This is a genomic window from Caulobacter sp. SRI_014 (assembly GCF_057586315.1).
Genome location: NZ_JBYCZQ010000001.1, coordinates 1 through 16205, shown reverse-complemented (window position 1 = coordinate 16205; position 16205 = coordinate 1). Strand labels below are relative to the sequence as shown.

The window sequence follows — 16205 nt, the reverse complement described above, 5'->3', positions numbered from 1 at the left end:
CCAATGTTCGTCGCACGCTGGTCTTCCCTGGGGAGGGTCGACCATGCGGCGCGGACTTGTTCTGGGCGCGACGGTTTTAGCGGCGCTGGCCATGGCCGGCGCCGCCAGCGGCTTTGGCACCATCCGCAGCCTGGGCCAGAACGCCGAGCATGAGCGGATCACCCGGGCAGGCCTGGCCGGCTCGGGCATGGAGCCCAGGACCCTCGACGAAATCGCCGGCCGGAAGGGCACGTTCGGCGGAGTCGGCGCGCCCGACCGGCCCGACCGGGGCCTGATGAGCTCCACCGCCGCCCATTGCGACAGCGGCGACTGGCTGGACCTCCCAGGCTATCCGCAGGCGCAGGCCAAGGCGCAGGCGACCCTGGAGGGCTGTCGGCAATACATCTTCGCCCACCTGGACGCGGCGGTGCTGGCCGCCGGCGCCCTGGCTCCGGCCGGGCGGCTGGACGCCAGGCAGACGGCGCTCGGCTGCAAGTTCAAGGGCTCCGGCGGCAGCGCCAAGTGCCGGGTTCTGGAAGAGCTCGGCATGGCGTGGCATGCCAGCCAGGACTTCTACTCGCACAGCAACTGGGTCGACCCGCGCGGCGGCAAGGTTGGCGTGGATGCGCCGCCTGGCCTCGCCAACGCCGCGCCGTCGCCATGGCTGGCGCCGCAGTCGCGCGACGCCTTTCCGGCCGGCCTGATCAGCGGCTGCTACGACGGCTTCCCGGAGGCCCTCTACTGCAAGGGCCGGGTCAGGCACGCCACCCTCAACAAGGACACCGACAGCGCGCCGCGCGGCAGGGGCGGGACCCATGCCCTGGCCATGAAGGTCGCCGCCGACGACACCCGCGCCAAGTGGACCTGGTTCGAAGGCCAGGTCACCCAGGTCTACGGCCAGGACCGCGGCGCGCGGATCCTGTGCGTTCTTCGCCGGGACAACCCGGCATCCTGCGGAGGCTGACCACGCCGCCGCAAAACTCGAAGGGACCCCGCGCGAAGGGTCCCGCGATCTGACAAGGGAGCTCCTGATGAAACGGACCGTCATCACCATCGCCGCCGCCCTGTGCCTGGGGCTTGCGGCCGCCGGGCAGGCGGGCGCCTGCTCCATCGACGCCAACGGCAAGCTCAGCACCAAGAAGGGCGAGGCCTATCCCGGCGCCAAGGGCAAGGCCTGGTACAGCGCCGGCAAGGCGCTGACCTACAACGGCGACAGCTACAGGAAGACCGGGGCGCCGCGGGTGTTCGGCGAGTCCGAGTTCAGCTTCATCAAGAAGGTCGGCGAGATGGAGGGCATCCCCTTCTACCGCGACGAGGACCTGCCGGACCTGCTGTTCGTGCCGATCGACGCGGCGGCCTGCACCTTCCACGCCTACGACAAGAGCTGAGCCGGCCCTCGGCGCCGGCGGGGCGGCACGAAAAAGGGCCGGACATCGCTGTCCGGCCCTCATTCACGTAGCTGAGGTAGCGGCTTAGCCGCCGGCCATCTTGCGGAAGAACTTCTGGCCCTGCTCGCCGCCGGCGAAGTAGGGCTTCTGGCCGGCTTCGTCGGTGATCTTCGACCAGTTGTCGCGGACTTCCTCGACCGACAGGCCGCCTTCGCCGAGGTAGACGCCCTCGGTTTCATAAATGCGCGAGAGCGCGAAGGCGCCGGCGCCGGCGGCCAGGATGGCGCCCGTCGGGGCTTCTTCCGAGGCCAGGTAGACGACGCCCGGGGTGACGTATTCCGGGGCCAGCTTGGCCAGCACTTCGGGCGGCATCAGGCCTTCGGTCATGCGAGTGGCGGCGACCGGGCTGACGGCGTTGATGTGGATGTTGTTCTTCTGGCCTTCGAGCTTGATGGTGTTCATGAAGCCGATGATGCCCAGCTTGGCCGCGCCGTAGTTGGACTGGCCGAAGTTGCCGTAGAGGCCCGACGACGAGGTCGTGACGACGATGCGGCCGTAGTTCTGTTCCTTCATGATCTCCCAGACGGCCTTGGTCGGCTTGACCGTGCCCATGAGGTGGACGCCGAGGACGAACTCGAAGTCCTCGATGGTCATCTTGGAGAAGGACTTGTCGCGCAGCACGCCGGCGTTGGCGATCAGGATGTCGATGCGGCCCCAGGCGTCCATCGCCTGCTTGACCATCAGCGCCACGCCCGCGTCGTCGGTGACGCTGGAGCCGTTGGCGATGGCTTCGCCGCCGAGGGCCTTGATCTCTTCGACCACCTTGTTGGCCGCGTCCGAGCCGCCGCCCGAGCCGTCCATGCTGCCGCCCAGGTCGTTGACCAGGACCTTGGCGCCGCGACGGGCCAGTTCCAGAGCGTGCTGACGGCCAAGGCCGCCGCCGGCCCCGGTGACGATCGCGACTTTGCCGTCGAAGCGGATGTCGGCCATGTGTCTCAAATTCCCTTGCGCTGGGCAGTTCTCAGACGCCCGTTTGAAAGATCGGGCGGGGTTGTGCGGCGCAATAGGGAGGGCGTCAAGACTGACGCCAAGGTAAGGCTGGGTCGCCGGATCATCCCCACAGAGATGATCCGGCGGGCCACAAGCTTTACGGAGTTACTTTAAGCGACTTCCACGTCGCCGTTCAGCGACTTGGCGAGATCGAGCAGACGGCGGCGCGGACGCTCGCCGAGCTGGTAGTAGGCGCGGATCAGGTCGAGGGTTTCCTTGCGGGCGAACATCTCGCCGCCGCCTTCACCATCATTGGCCGCCGCTTGCGGACGATCAGTTTCGGAGAGGCCGTCGTAGAAATAGCCGACCGGAACCTCGAGGGCTTCGGAGAGCTGCCACAGACGGGCGGCGCTGATGCGGTTGGCCCCGCACTCGTACTTCTGGATCTGCTGGAAGCGCACGCCGACCGAGCCGGCGAGTTGTTGCTGGGTCAGACCCAGGAGACGGCGGCGGCGGCGCAGCCGCTTGCCGAGGTGAACGTCGATGTCGTTGCCCATGGGCTGTAAAACCCCCTGTTGGTTAAAGCCTGTGGCCGTCCCAGATTGGTACGGTCAGGCCTCTGTTCCGCATGTCGCGTGCCAAGCGAGGTTCCCTGCGACATTGCGCGCTTTGGGCGTGTGACTTAGTTACCGGGCATGCGTGACAGACGTGTCTCTTGGACCCAGGACCTGGCGTGGCGGGCCGAGGCGGTGGCGTATGACGTCTTCACCTTCCTGATGCGACTGATGCCGACGGATTTTGCGTCGGACGTGGGCGGATGGCTGTTCCGCCGCTTCGGGCCGCTGACCAAGACCCATGCGCTCGCGTGGCAAAACCTGATCCTGGCCTTCCCGGAGAAGGACGAGGCCTGGCGGCAGAAAATCCTTGGCGATCAATGGGAAAGCAACGGCCGCACGGTCTTTGAATTCCCCCAGATGGACCGCATCCTGCCCTCGACCGGCCGGGTGGAACTGGTGGGCCGCGAGCGGATGGAGGCCATCCGAGACGGCGGCAGGCCGGTGATCTTCGTCTCAGGCCACTTCTCGAACTGGGAGGTGATGCCGGCGGCCATCGTCGACGCAGGGGTGGTCTGTCAGATGACCTACCGGGCGGCCAACAACCCCTATGTCGACAAGCGCATCCGCGACAGCCGGGCCCGCTACGGCGTGCAGCTGTTCGCGCCGAAGGGCGGCGACGGGGCCCGCGAGATGCTGGATGGCCTGAAACGGGGCGAGTCGGTGGCCCTGATGAACGATCAGAAGTTCAACCGCGGCGGCGTCGCGGCTCCCTTCTTTGGCCGGGAGGTGATGGCCGCGCCCGGACCCAGCCGCATGGCGCTCCGTTTCGGGACGGTGCTGCAGCCGATGACGGTCGAACGGCTGAAGGGCGCGCGGTTCCGGGCCGTCGTGCATGAGCCGATCACGGTGCCGGACACCGGCGACAAAACCGCGGATATCGCGGCCGGGGTCGCGGCGGTGACGAAGTTCGTCGAGGATCAGGTTCGCAGGCGGCCGGAGGAATGGTTCTGGGTCCACCGGCGCTGGCCCAAGGAGGCCTACCTCGAGCTGGCGGCGAAGGGGCTCGGGCCGCCGCCCTAGATCGCGAGTTCCCGCATCTTGGGCTTTTCCACCACGTCATCGATCCCGCGCCGGGACGGTCCGAAATAGTCCGCCGTCCGCACGAAAGGGCGCGGATGCATGATCACACGCTCGATACGGTCGAGGATGGCGCGGGCCGTGATCGGCTTGGCGATCATTTCGCTGACGCCGGCGTCGCGGGCCTCGAACACCCGGCCGCGGTCGGCGAAGCCGGTCATCATGATGATCGGCAGGTACATATTCATGCTGTCGGTGCTGCCCCGGACGATGCGGGTGAAGCTGGCGCCGTCGAGCGGGTGCATCTGGAAATCGACGATGGCCACGTCGGCCGGCCAGTCGCGCAGGGCCTGCAGGCCCTCGGCGCCGTCACCGGCCTCGCGCACGTTCCGGACGCCGACACCCTTGAGAATGGTGGCGACGATGGAGCGCATGTGCGGATTGTCGTCCACAAGAAGGACGCGCAACGACTCCAGACCAAACGACATACAACCCCCGGCGAGCCCAGATTGGAAACGGGCCGTCTGGCTGCACGTCCTGCGTGCATCGCGACCCTTGGTCTCCCAATTAGGGCCGTCAGGCTTACCGGAGTGTTTAGATGGACGCTCCGGGCGCGGAGAGCCCAAGATTACTTCAGGCCGGCGCGGTCTGACCCACCATCAGCATGGGATCCAGATGCCGCCCGCGCCAGGTCATGCGCCAGCACAGATGCGGGCCGGTGGCCCGGCCGGTGGCTCCGACTTCGCCTATCTTGTCGCCGCGCTCGACCCGCTGGCCGGCCCGGGCGAGGATTTTCGACTGGTGGAGGTAGATGCTGACCAGGCCCTGGCCGTGGTCGATCATCGTCAGCCCGCCTTCGAAATGCATGCCGGTCGAGGCCATGCTGACGATGCCGCCGGCCGGGGCGAGGATGGCGGTGCCCTTGGGCGCGGCCAGGTCCGTGCCGTAGTGCGGGCGCTTGGCCTCGCCGTTGAGGATGCGCTGGCCGCCGAACCGCCCGGTGCGCCGCCAGCTCTTGGCCGGCAGCGGCATCGCGAAGCCCTTGCGGAAGTCCTCGGTGTCGATGCGGCTGGCCAGCGCCGCCTGCTTGAGGGCGTTTTGCTGCTTCAGCCGGGCCAGAAGGGCCGGGTCGCTGGGGCTGACCTGGTCTTGCGGCAGGCCGGAGATGCGCTGGATGTCGAAGTCGCCGGGGGTCAGGTCGAACACATGGCTGACCGCGCCGCCGGCGCTGGCGACGCGCAGGGTGGCGGTGGCGGCGGCGTCGCGGTCGAAGCCGACGACGAACAGGCCCGTTGCCCCGGCGCGGCCGACGGCCTCGTCATCCAGCCAGATGTCGGCCCGCGGCGCGGTGCGGCCGAAGGCGAAGCCGCCCTGTTGATAGGCGCCGGAAAGGCGCAGGGGCGGGGGCGCGGCGAAGGCCGGTCCCGCGAAGGCGGTGGCGGTCAGACCGAGAAGGGCGGCCCGCCGGTTCAGGACTGCAACGCTTGCCAGCGTTTCAGGGCCTCGGCGGGACCGGCGTAGGCTTCCTGGTGTTCGGGGCTCCAGTAACGCAGGGCGTCGAGCGGGATCTTCACCCCGGTGACGGCGCAGATCACATGCTTGCCCGGCTTGAGGATGGCGAATTCACCGTCCCCGTAGTGGAGTTGGGCCAGCTCCCGGCCCATGTCGCGATCAAAGGCGTTCATGCGGCTAATGTAGCGAAGGCGGCGGCTTGGGCCAATGGGCGTGCGGCAACAGGATTGGTGGGCTATGGTCGCCCCGGGATTGGATGGCCGTGGGCCGATGGGGGTTGGGATGAAGAATCGGATGACCGGCCTGGCGCTCGCAGCGGGGCTGATGGCGGCGGGGACCGCCAACGCGGCGGACTACTACATCGTCTCGCGGATCCGCGACCTGACAGTGGCCGTGGAGCTATCGACCGTGAAGAAGACCGGATCGGTGGCCTCGGCGATGGTGACGATGGCGCGGGCCGAACCGTTCCAGATCGGGGGCAAGTCGGTCGCCTACATCGTCAGCGCCGAGGAGTTCGACTGCCAGAAACATGTGACACGGACGGTGTCGCCATCGCTCTTCCTGGCGGACGGCAGCCTGATGGTGAAGATCGAGGAGCCCACCGAATGGAAGTCGATCATTCCGGAGTCCCAGGCCGACCTGATGTTGCGGGCGACCTGTGATCCAGCGTCGCGGGATGCTGCCCTGGTCGAGCAATGGGCGGGGCCGCGCGACCTTGTCGCCGACTATCGTCGGCGCCTGGCCGCCGGGACCATCGACTAGAAGAGATCGCCCTGGTCGCTCGGCGGCGCCGCCGACTTCCTGGGCGCGGGGCGGGCGACGGGCGGAGCAGGCGGGGCGACGTAGCCCCCTTCGCCATCGATCACGGCCTGGCGGGTGGTGTCCTCGAACATCAGGTTGACGGCCTCGCCAGAGGCCAGGGGGCCACCCTGGCGCACCAGGCTGCCGTCCGGCCGGGTGACCAGGGCAAAGCCGTTGCGCAGGGGCCGCTTGGGGTCGAGGGACAGGCGCAGCTTGTCTAGGGCCTCAAGGCGCTGGCGGCGGTCGGACAGGACCTTGTCGGCGCACTGGCCCATGCGGCGGCCGAGGTCGGCCAGGCGCTGCTGCTCGCGGGTGGTGTCCGAGGCGCGGCGGATGGCGGCGTCAAGGCGGGCGCCGAGGGTGATCAGGGTCTGTTTGCCCAGGTCGGCGCGGCGTTGCAGCAGGCCGGGCCGCAGCGGCGAGGCGATGGCGGCCAGCCGGTTTGCATGAAGGTCGAGGTTGCGGCGCAGGCCGCCGCTCAGGTGACTGGCGGCGTAGTCGAGGCGCTGGCTGGCGGCGGCGGTCAGGTCCTGCGGGCGGGGGAGGCCCCGGGCGCTGGCGGCCAGGCGGGTGCGGCGGTCCTCGATCATCCGGCCGGCGACGCGGCTCAAGCGCTGGTCGAGGCCGCTGACGGCGGCGCGCAGCTCGGCCAGCACCGGCGTGGCCATCTCGGCGGCGGCCGTCGGGGTGGGCGCGCGGCGGTCGGAGACGAAGTCGATAAGGGTGGTGTCGGTCTCGTGGCCGACGGCGCTGATCAGGGGGATGGTTCCCTCGAAGACGGTGCGGGCCAGGGCCTCGTCATTGAAGGCCCAGAGGTCTTCCACCGAGCCCCCGCCGCGGGCGACGATCAGCACGTCGGGACGCGGCACGGCGCCGCCGGGCTCCAGGGCGTTGAAGGCGCGGATGGCGGCGGCGACCTGCGGGGCGGCGGCGTCGCCCTGAACGACCACCGGCCAGACCACGACCCGGCACGGCCAGCGGTCGCGGATGCGGTGGAGGATGTCGCGGATGACCGCGCCTGTCGGGCTGGTGATGACCCCGACAACGGCCGGCATGGCCGGGATCGGGCGTTTTCGTTCCGGGCGGAACAGGCCCTCGTCGGCGAGCTTGGCCTTCAGGCGTTCGAGTTGGGCCAGCAGGGCGCCGACTCCGGCGGCCTCCATGGTCTCGATGACGATCTGGTAGCGGCTGCCGGCCGGGAAGGTGGTGATGCGGCCGGTGACGATAACTTCCAGCCCCTGCTCGGGACGGACCTGCAGATTGCGCACGCTGCCCTTCCAGACAACGCCGTCGAGGCTGGCCTTCTCGTCCTTGAGGGTCAGGTAGACGTGGCCGCTGGAGTGGTGGGTGACCTTGGAAAGCTCGCCGCGCAGCCGGACGAAGCCGTAGGCGTCCTCGAGGGTGCGCTTGAGGGCGAAGGCCAGTTCCGAAACGGAGTAGGCCTGGGCGTTGCTGGCGGGGGCTTCGACATCGGTCACAGGGGGACTCTAGCGCGGGATGTGAGTCTGGTGAAACCGATCGGACGCGGCCGCCGTACTTAAGTCACTGCCGGAGACACGCCGATGAAAACCGCCATCACCCTCGCCCTGGCCATCGCCCTGATCGGTCTCGCGGCCATGGCCCAGACCGACCCGGTAGCCGGGACCTGGAAGTTCAAGGGCAAGGTGCAGACCTTCGGCTTCACCATGACCTGCAAATTCACCCGGGCCGGCGACACCCTGGGCGGAACCTGCTTCGACGGCGGGACGAACAAGCCGCATCCGCTGAAGTCCGGCAGGGTGAGCGGCGACCGCGTCGTCTGGACCTATGGCTCCGACTTCATGGGCCAGAAGTTCGACGTCACCTACACGGCGACACTGAAGGGCGGGACGATGAGCGGCGGGGTCGATGCGGCGGGCCGAAAGGGCGTCTTCTCCGGCGCGCGCTGACTCTGCAACGAACAACGGCGGCGACCTCGCGGTCACCGCCGTTGAACACCCCCCGTAGAGGAAGCGATCTAGATGTAGCGGCGCAGCGAGCGGGCCAGCTCGTTGGGGCCGGCCTTCTTCTTGCCGGTCTGGGCCGGCTGGTAGGCGACGCGGGCGTGGTCGACGCAGTAGACGCCTTCGCTGGCGCGGCGGCCGCAGAAGGTGAACTCGTCGCTCGAAGGATCGCCGATCGGCCACTTGCACATGTGGGCGCCCAGGGTCAGCACGGTGGCCGAGCCGGGGGCTTCGACGCGCGTGATGTGGGTCGGAGGAGCGGCGTTGCCGATCGGCGGCGGACCGCTGGTCGTCGTGGTGACGACCGGCTCAGCCACGCGGCGCGGGGCCGACGGGACGGTGGTGGCGGCCGGCCGGGCCGGACGCGGAGCCTTGAACACCGGACGGGCAGGCTGGCTGGGCGCGGCGCGGCCGCTGAGACCCAGGCGGTGAACCTTGCCGATGACGGCATTACGGGTCACGCCGCCAAGCTGTTTGGCGATCTGGCTGGCGGACAAGCCGTCCAGCCACAGCTTCTTCAGAACATCCACGCGTTCGTCGGTCCAACCCATCGAGCACCCCTTCAGGCTTGAAGCGGACCGGTAAGCCCCACACGAACCGGCCCTATATCTTGTGTCGCGCAGGTCATTCCGACCCGCTCACTACCAGATATCGTAAACTTTTTATTAAGACACACAATGGGCGCCAATGATTCTGTCCACAGGATCAAGATGTTGAATCAGCGTTCTCCGAACCGTCACGATTCCGGGTCCTTGCACATCCGCGCGGCGGCGCGCATTTGAGGGCCATGAAGGATATGGCCGCCGCTCCCACGCCGCCCCAGCCGCGCGACTACGCCGGGTTCAACTGGACGGGCTTCAAGACGCTCTACCTCAAGGAGGTGCGCCGCTTCTGGAAAGTGGGGATGCAGACCGTGGCCGCCCCGGTGGTCACCAGCCTCCTCTATATGCTGGTCTTCGTGGTCGCCGTGCGCGGGGCCGCCCCGCCGATCGATGGCGTGCCGTTCGCGACCTTCGTGGCGCCGGGGCTGATCATGATGACCATCCTCAACAACGCCTTCGCCAACTCCTCCTCCAGCCTGCTGCAGGCCAAGATGATGGGTCTGACCTCGGACTTCATGACCCCGCCGCTGTCGCCGCTGGAGCAGGTCATGGCCTTCTCTCTGGGGGCGGGCACGCGGGGCATTGTCGTCGGTCTGGTGACCGCCGTGGTCTGCGGCCTGTTGCCGAACGCCAACATGACCTTCGCCCAGCCCTGGGCCATCATCTACTTCGGGGTCGGCGCCTCACTGATCTTGGGCTTTGTCGGCATACTGACTGGGCTGTGGTCGGAGAAGTTCGATCACCTGTCGGCGATCACCAACTTCGTCATCATGCCGATGACCTTCCTGTCGGGGACCTTCTACCTCGTTGATCGCCTGCCCGAGCCCTTCAGGACGGCCAGCCACTACAATCCCTTCTTCTACCTGATCGACGGCTTCCGTTACGGCTTCATCGGCCATGCCAACGGCAACCTGACGGCCGGAGTGCTGATGACGGCGGTGCTGACCATCGGCCTGGCCGTGACCTGCTGGCTGCTGTTCCGGGCCGGCTGGCGGCTCAAGACCTAAGTCGAGGATTTCCATGCGCACCGTTCTGACCGCCCTTGTCGCCGGGGCGCTCTGCCTTTCCGGCCTGCCTGCCAGCGCGGGCACGAAGGAGGACGTCGCCAGCTTCGTACAGCCCACCCAGGACGCCCGGTTGGCATCGCTGGAGGCGCTGCTCAAGCGTGAAGGGCTGGCCTACGAAATCCAGACCTTCGCCGGCAATGAAGCGGGCAAGTCCAGCCAGGGCCGCAACGTCGTGATCACGATCGGCAAGGGCACGCGCGACATCCTGCTGACCGCCCACTGGGACGCCAAGGTGCTGAAGGACGGCACGCTGGCCGGCGCCGTGGTCGACAACGCCGCCTCCGTGGTGGCCCTGGTCCAGGCGGCCAGGACGCTGAAGACCGGCAAGCTGAACCACCGCCTGCGCATCATCTTCTTCGACCAGGAAGAGCTGGGCCTGCTTGGCGCCAAGGCCTATGCGGCGGGCCCTGACGGCCAGCGAGTGGCCGCCGTCATCAACTTCGACGTCAACGGTTATGGCGACACGCCCTTTTACGCCGACCCCAAGGACCCGGCCCTGGCCAAGGCCGTGCGCCACGCCTGTCTGGCGGCCGGCGAGGACTGCCTGGCCTTCGGCGCCTATCCGCCGAGCGACAACCTGGCCTTCCGGAAGCTGGGCGTCCCCGAGACCTCGTTCAGCTACCTGCCGGCCCGCGAGGCCCATCAGCTGTGGCTGTTCACGAACGCCGGCAAGACTGCCCAGATGGAGCCCGGTTTCCTGCCCAGGGTGCTGGGCCTGATCCACACGCCGGCCGACACCATGGAGGCGGTTGATCCGGCTACGGTCGAACGGGCCGGAGACCTGGCGGTCGAACTCGTCAAAATGGCGGACAAAGCGGTCAAATAGTCCCCAAATCATTGACATTCCGGCGGTCTCCCGCGACAACGCCAAGCCTTCCGGTCCCGCCGCGACACCGCTGCGGGGCCTTCACCTTTTGGGAGGCAAACTTGTCCACTCAGCCGTCTGCGAAGCCCGTCAACGACCACATCATGGGCGTCTACAACCGCGCCCCGCTGGCCGTCGAACGAGGCGAAGGCGTGCGACTGTGGGACGAGACGGGCCGAGAATACCTGGACTGCGTGGCGGGGATCGCCACCAACGGGCTCGGCCACTGCCACCCCAAGCTGGTCGCGACGCTGAAGGAACAGGGCGAGAAGCTCTGGCACACCTCCAACATCTTCCGCATCCCGGGTCAGGAAAAGCTGGCCGCGCGGCTGTGTGAGGAGACCTTCGCCGACGTGGTGTTCTTCACCAACAGCGGCACCGAGGCCATCGAGTGCGCCCTGAAGACGGCCCGCAAGTACCACACCGCCAACGGCAACCCCGAGCGGGTGGTCATCTACGGCTTCGACGGCAGCTTCCATGGTCGCTCCTATGCCGCCATCAACGCGGCGGGTAACCCGGGCTACGTCGAGGGCTTCGGCCCCCGGCTGGAGAACTACAGCCAGCTAAAGTGGGGTGACCACGACGCCATCAAGGCGGCCATCGCCGATCCGACCACGGCGGCGATCATTGTCGAGCCCGTGCAGGGCGAGGGCGGCGCGCGCGCCATGCCGGAAGCCTGCCTGCGCGGTCTGCGCCAGTTGACCCGCGAACACGGCGTGCTGGTGATCTTCGATGAGGTCCAGTGCGGCATGGGCCGCACCGGCAAGCTGTTCGCCCACGAGTGGGTCGAGGACGGCGCGCCGGACATCATGTGCGTGGCCAAAGCGCTGGGCGGCGGGTTCCCGGTCGGAGCCTGCCTGGCCTCGGCCGAAGCGGCCAAGGGCATGACCGTGGGCGTCCACGGCTCGACCTTTGGCGGCAACCCGCTGGCCATGGCCGTCGGCCTGACCGCCTTCAACGAGATCGCCAAGGAAGAGACCCTCGAACACGTCCGTGAGGTCGCCGGCTATTTCGTCCAGCAGCTGTCGGGCCTCGCCGACCGCTTCCCGGACGTCATCACCGAGATCCGCGGCAAGGGCCTGCTGATCGGTCTGAAACTGGTGCCCAACAACCGTGAGTTCATGGGCATCGCCCGAGACCAGGGGCTGTTGGTGGCCGGCGGCGGCGACAATCTGGTGCGGCTGCTGCCGTCCCTGCTGATCACCCAGGAAGAGGCGCGGGAAGCCGTGGCCAAGCTCGAGCAGGCCTGTGAGGTTGTTCGGGCGAAGGCGGCGGCATGAGCGAAGTCAGGCACTTCATCGATCTCTGGAAGCTCGAGGCCTCCACCCTCCGGACCATTCTCGACGACGCCCATACCCGCAAGGCCAGCCGCCGTGGCTGGACGACCGGCATGGTCGACCATGACGCGCCGGCCAAGGGCCGACGCCTGGCGATGATCTTCGAGAAGCATTCGACGCGGACCCGGTTCAGTTTCGACGCGGCCATGCACCAGCTGGGCGGCGCGACGCTGATCTCGACGGCGGCGGACATGCAGCTGGGCCGGGGCGAGCCGATCGACGACACGGCCAAGGTGCTGTCGCGGATGGTCGACGCGGTGATGATCCGCGCCAACCGCCACGACGATGTCCAGCTGTTCGCCCAGAACAGCAGCGTGCCGGTGATCAACGGCCTGACCGACAAGAGCCATCCCTGCCAGATCATGGCCGACCTGCTGACGTTCGAGGAAAAGCTCGGGCCGGTGCAGGGCAAGACCATCGCCTGGGTCGGGGACGGCAACAACGTCTGCGCCAGCTTCATCCATGCGGCCTCGAAGTTCGGCTTCAAGCTGAACATCGCCTGCCCGCCGCAGTACCACCCCGACCTTCGCGACCTGGCCCGCGCGGCCGAGGAGCAGGGGCGGGTGGAGATGACCGATGATCCGGCGGCCGCCGTTCGCGGGGCCCATGCGGTGATCGCCGACACCTGGGTGTCGATGGGCGACGCGGACGGGGAAGCCCGGCTTGACGCCTTCGAGGCCTATCAGGTCGACGAGGCGTTGATGGACAAGGCCCACCAGGACGCGGTGTTCATGCACTGCCTGCCCGCCCACCGGGGCGAGGAGGTGACGGACGGGGTCATGGACGGGCCACGGTCGGTGATCTGGGACGAGGCGGAGAACCGCATTCATGCCCAGAAGTCGATCCTGGCCTGGTGCTTCGGGGCCATCGGCTAGCAACAGGCGCCATGACGCGAAAAAGGGGCGGCTCCGGAAGGAGCCGCCCCAGTTCGTTGGGAGGGGTATTTACTGCGGGACCGGGGCCGGTTCCGGGGCGACCGGGGTCGGGGCGGGAGCCGGGGCGACCGGTTCCGGGGCGATCACCGGCGGCGGGGCCGGGGTGGCCGGGGTGGCGGCCACCGGCGGGGTCACCGGATCGGGCAGCGTCGAATAGGGCGCCGGGCCGGCAGGGGTGGTCACCGTTTCAGTCGGCGTCGTCGCCGGGGCGGCGCGACGGGCGACCGGAGCGGCCGCGCGGCGGGCCGGAGCCGGGGTCGAGGCGCGAGGCTCGGCGACCGGAGCGGCGGGGAGCGGCGCCGGGGTGGCGGCGGTGGTCTCGACCGGAGCCGGGGTCGGCATCGGCGCGGGCGTCGCGGCCGGCGGGGCGGTGACCGTGGCGGTCTCCAGGCCGTCGGTGTTCTGGTTCATCAGCACCACCGCGCCAACGCCCAGGGCGATGACGCCGGCAATACCGGCGATGATCAGCGGCCGGGTCGCCGAACCGCTGCGGCGGGCCGTCGTCGTGCGCTCGCCATAGGCCGGGGCCGCCATGAAGCTGGTCTCGGCGGGGGCCGTCGTCACGCGGTCCTGGGTCGTGTCGCGGATGAAGGGCTTGGCGGCCGGGGCGGGCGCGGGGGTGCGCACCGTGCGGGCGGCGGGCTTGGGATTGTCATAAGCGGTGCCACCGTCACCAAACAAGGTGTGGGCAGTTTCACGATAGATGGCCATTTACAGCCTCCTCTCTTCTCATTGCTCGGGGAGTGTAACGAGGTTCAGCGGAGGGGGTTCCAGCCAAACGTCGCGCCAAGGCGAGCGTATGCGAGGAAATTCTTCGCAAGGCCTTGGCGTTCAAGGCGTTATTCATAGTGATCGAAGTTGGCGACTATCCGGCGTCTGAAAGTCTATTTGGATACGCTGCCGTTATTCTGACCCTACCTTGCCATGATTCAGCCTTCTCCCCGCCGGTCGGCGCCGAAAAACTCGCCTCTCAGGTGAGGCCTTGGCGCCACGTTCACACCGCCTCAAGACCTCTGGGCCAACCTCGCCTTGACCGGGACTGAGCCCCCCGGGCATTGCTGAGGGGGCGTTGATCAGAGGGGCTTTGCCATGAAGCTGAGGGCGCGGCTGGCGCGGGACTGGAAATTCTTCCAGGGGCTTCGGCGCACGCTGAAATGGGTCAAGCCCATTGCCCCCGACTCCCCCAACCTGATTTGCGACGACCTGGAGAAGGCCGTCGACGAGCATCGGGACCGCCCGGCCATCACCTTCGAAGGCAGGACGGTGACCTATGGCGAGATGGACGCCATCGCCAACCGCTACGCCCACTGGGCAAAGGGCCAGAGCATCACGCGCGGCCAGACGGTGGCGGTCTTCCTGCCCAACCGGCTGGAGTATCTGCCGATCTGGCTAGGCCTGACCAAGGTCGGCATCGCCTCCGCCCTGATCAACAACAACCTGACCGGCGCGGCGCTGGCCCACTGCCTCAACATCTCCGGAGCGATGCACTGCATCGTTGATGCGGAGACCTCGCCGGCTTTCGAGGCGGTGCGCGGCCAGTTGGCCCGGCACATGAACCAGTGGACGCTGGGCCCGGTCACCGGCGACCGGCGCGACCTGACCACGGCCCTGAAGAGCTGCAGCCAGCTTCGGCCCGACCGGCAGACGGCGCGAGGCGATCTGCGGGGCCGCGACACGGCCCTCTACATCTACACCAGCGGCACCACGGGGATGCCGAAGGCCGCCCGCATCAACCACATGCGGGCCCAGCTCTACATGCGCGGCTTCGCCGGGGCGACGGGGGCGGAGAAGACCGACCGCATCTACCAGGTGCTGCCGCTGTACCACGCCACCGGCGGCATGTGCGCCATGGGGGCGGCGCTGCTGACCGGCGGCTCGATCGTCCTGAAGAAGAAGTTCTCGACCACCCACTTCTGGAGCGACGTGGCCGCCGAGGGCTGCACCATGTTCGTCTATATCGGCGAGCTGTGCCGTTACCTGGTCAATGCCGAGCCGCATCCGGAAGAGCGTAATCACCGCCTGCGCATGGCTTTCGGCAACGGCCTGCGAGGCGATGTCTGGGCCGATATGGTCGAGCGGTTCGCCATTCCGCAGGTGCTGGAGTTCTACGGCGCCACCGAAGGCAATGTGTCGATGTTCAACTTCGACGGCACGGTGGGCGCCATTGGGCGGATCCCCAAGTGGCTGAAGAAGCGGGTCAACGCCCGTATCGTCCAGTTCGACATCGACACCGAACAACCGATCCGCGGGGTCAGCGGACTGTGCGTCGAGTGCGGACCCGGCCAGGTCGGTGAATGCATCGGCAAGATCGACGCCGGCGACGCCCGCACCAACTTCACCGGCTATGCCGACAAGGCCGCGACCGAGAAGAAGATCCTGCATGACGTCTTCGAGAAGGGGGACGCCTGGTTCCGCACCGGCGACCTGATGCGGCGGGACGAGGACGGCTACATCTATTTCGTCGACCGCATCGGCGACACCTTCCGCTGGAAGGGTGAGAATGTCTCAACCGCCGAGGTGGCCGAACAGCTGGCCCAGGCCGACGGGGTGCTGGAGGCCAACGTCTATGGCGTGCCGGTGCCCGGCCAGGACGGCAAGGCGGGCATGGCGGCGCTGACGGTCGATGAGACGTTCGATGTCGGCACCCTCTACGAGCGGGTCGAGGCCAACATGCCGACCTATGCCCAGCCGATGTTCCTGCGCCTGCAGCGCCAGATCGAGACCACGGGCACCTTCAAATACCGCAAGGTCGATCTGGTCGAGGACGGGTTCGATCCGGCGCGAACCAGGGACCCGATCTACTTCAAGAGCCCGCAGAAGAAGGCCTATGTGAAGCTGACCAAGGCCACGTACGGCAAGCTGCTCGAGGGTGGGCTGAAGCTTTAGCCCTATCGAAGCGGCCTATGATTATAACCCGATTGCCCGCTGTCCAGCGGGGTCGTGTCAGCAAGGCGCTGATTTCATGTGTCTTTCGTGTGGGTGGGCCGTCGCCGAATGTAGGCATCGGCGTAGGCGCCGCGTGGGTCCGCCAGCTGTGAATGTAGGTGCGGATGTGACGCCGCCGACCTACGATTTCACGACGGCGCCGTCAGACGGATTCCGGGCGATAAACC

The 16205-nt window shown here is 67.9% G+C and carries 18 protein-coding genes; 10 read left to right on the top strand and 8 right to left on the bottom strand.

The features are described 5' to 3' along the window. Positions 1-43: 43 nt before the first annotated feature. Together AC2YG9_RS00090 and AC2YG9_RS00085 are read left to right on the top strand one after the other, a co-directional pair. On the top strand, positions 44-943 hold the full coding sequence (locus AC2YG9_RS00090) for a hypothetical protein (protein WP_487295886.1): 900 nt from the start codon (positions 44-46) through the stop codon (positions 941-943). A gap of 67 nt (positions 944-1010) precedes the next feature. Next, complete coding sequence (locus AC2YG9_RS00085) at positions 1011-1367, top strand: hypothetical protein (RefSeq protein WP_487295885.1); 357 nt, start codon at positions 1011-1013, stop codon at positions 1365-1367. Positions 1368-1451: 84 nt separating this feature from the next. Here AC2YG9_RS00085 and AC2YG9_RS00080 read toward each other — a convergent pair whose 3' ends face one another. Further along, complete coding sequence (locus AC2YG9_RS00080) at positions 1452-2357, bottom strand: SDR family NAD(P)-dependent oxidoreductase (RefSeq protein ID WP_487295884.1); 906 nt, start codon at positions 2355-2357, stop codon at positions 1452-1454. Between the two features lie 170 nt (positions 2358-2527). Beyond that, a complete protein-coding gene (locus AC2YG9_RS00075) occupies positions 2528-2914 on the bottom strand; it encodes a helix-turn-helix domain-containing protein (protein ID WP_487295883.1) in 387 nt (128 codons plus the stop codon). 138 nt (positions 2915-3052) lie between these two features. Between AC2YG9_RS00075 and AC2YG9_RS00070 the strand changes: the two genes are divergently transcribed. Continuing rightward, the gene (locus AC2YG9_RS00070; RefSeq protein ID WP_487295882.1) at positions 3053-3994 is read left to right on the top strand and encodes a lysophospholipid acyltransferase family protein; all 942 of its coding nucleotides are present in this window, start codon (positions 3053-3055) and stop codon (positions 3992-3994) included. Here AC2YG9_RS00070 and AC2YG9_RS00065 read toward each other — a convergent pair. From AC2YG9_RS00065 to AC2YG9_RS00055, 3 genes are all read right to left on the bottom strand, one after another. Beyond that, entirely contained in the window at positions 3991-4479 is a 489-nt protein-coding gene (locus tag AC2YG9_RS00065) for a response regulator (RefSeq protein ID WP_487295881.1), read from the bottom strand. The two genes, AC2YG9_RS00070 and AC2YG9_RS00065, sit on opposite strands and share 4 nt — an antisense overlap. 145 nt (positions 4480-4624) lie before the next feature. Next, positions 4625-5197: a M23 family metallopeptidase gene (locus AC2YG9_RS00060; protein ID WP_487295880.1), complete on the bottom strand. Its 573-nt coding sequence runs from the start codon at positions 5195-5197 to the stop codon at positions 4625-4627. A 263-nt stretch (positions 5198-5460) separates the two neighbouring features. Then, positions 5461-5676, bottom strand: a complete 216-nt coding sequence (locus tag AC2YG9_RS00055) for a DUF2093 domain-containing protein (RefSeq protein WP_487295879.1) — start codon at positions 5674-5676, stop codon at positions 5461-5463. Positions 5677-5785: 109 nt separating this feature from the next. Between AC2YG9_RS00055 and AC2YG9_RS00050 the strand changes: the two genes are divergently transcribed. Beyond that, complete coding sequence (locus AC2YG9_RS00050) at positions 5786-6265, top strand: surface-adhesin E family protein (RefSeq protein WP_487295878.1); 480 nt, start codon at positions 5786-5788, stop codon at positions 6263-6265. Here AC2YG9_RS00050 and xseA read toward each other — a convergent pair. Then, positions 6262-7782, bottom strand: coding sequence for an exodeoxyribonuclease VII large subunit (gene xseA / locus AC2YG9_RS00045; protein ID WP_487295877.1), 1521 nt, complete (start codon positions 7780-7782; stop codon positions 6262-6264). The genes AC2YG9_RS00050 and xseA overlap by 4 nt on opposite strands. 84 nt (positions 7783-7866) lie before the next feature. Here xseA and AC2YG9_RS00040 point away from each other — a divergent pair, with 84 nt between their 5' ends. Continuing rightward, positions 7867-8232, top strand: a complete 366-nt coding sequence (locus AC2YG9_RS00040; RefSeq protein ID WP_487295876.1) for a hypothetical protein — start codon at positions 7867-7869, stop codon at positions 8230-8232. Between the two features lie 68 nt (positions 8233-8300). On the opposite strand, the gene gcrA is transcribed toward AC2YG9_RS00040, so the two are convergent. Then, complete coding sequence (gene gcrA, locus AC2YG9_RS00035) at positions 8301-8837, bottom strand: cell cycle sigma 70 cofactor GcrA (RefSeq protein ID WP_487295875.1); 537 nt, start codon at positions 8835-8837, stop codon at positions 8301-8303. Positions 8838-9073: 236 nt separating this feature from the next. Here gcrA and AC2YG9_RS00030 point away from each other — a divergent pair, with 236 nt between their 5' ends. The 4 genes from AC2YG9_RS00030 (at position 9074) to argF (ending at position 13032) form a co-directional block, all read left to right on the top strand. Further along, positions 9074-9895, top strand: coding sequence for an ABC transporter permease (locus AC2YG9_RS00030; RefSeq protein WP_487295874.1), 822 nt, complete (start codon positions 9074-9076; stop codon positions 9893-9895). A gap of 13 nt (positions 9896-9908) precedes the next feature. Then, the gene (locus AC2YG9_RS00025; RefSeq protein ID WP_487295873.1) at positions 9909-10781 is read left to right on the top strand and encodes a M28 family metallopeptidase; all 873 of its coding nucleotides are present in this window, start codon (positions 9909-9911) and stop codon (positions 10779-10781) included. Positions 10782-10924: 143 nt separating this feature from the next. Beyond that, entirely contained in the window at positions 10925-12100 is a 1176-nt protein-coding gene (locus tag AC2YG9_RS00020; protein ID WP_487296899.1) for an acetylornithine transaminase, read from the top strand. Next, positions 12097-13032 carry an ornithine carbamoyltransferase gene (argF, locus tag AC2YG9_RS00015; RefSeq protein ID WP_487295872.1) on the top strand — a complete coding sequence of 312 codons (936 nt, stop codon included), beginning with the start codon at positions 12097-12099 and terminating at the stop codon, positions 13030-13032. Before AC2YG9_RS00020 ends, argF begins: the two co-directional genes overlap by 4 nt. 69 nt (positions 13033-13101) lie before the next feature. Here the strand turns inward: argF and AC2YG9_RS00010 are convergent, their stop codons facing one another. Continuing rightward, the gene (locus tag AC2YG9_RS00010) at positions 13102-13803 is read right to left on the bottom strand and encodes a hypothetical protein (RefSeq protein WP_487295871.1); all 702 of its coding nucleotides are present in this window, start codon (positions 13801-13803) and stop codon (positions 13102-13104) included. 378 nt (positions 13804-14181) lie between these two features. Between AC2YG9_RS00010 and AC2YG9_RS00005 the strand changes: the two genes are divergently transcribed. Next, positions 14182-15978: a long-chain-acyl-CoA synthetase gene (locus tag AC2YG9_RS00005; protein ID WP_487295870.1), complete on the top strand. Its 1797-nt coding sequence runs from the start codon at positions 14182-14184 to the stop codon at positions 15976-15978. Positions 15979-16205: the final 227 nt, after the last annotated feature.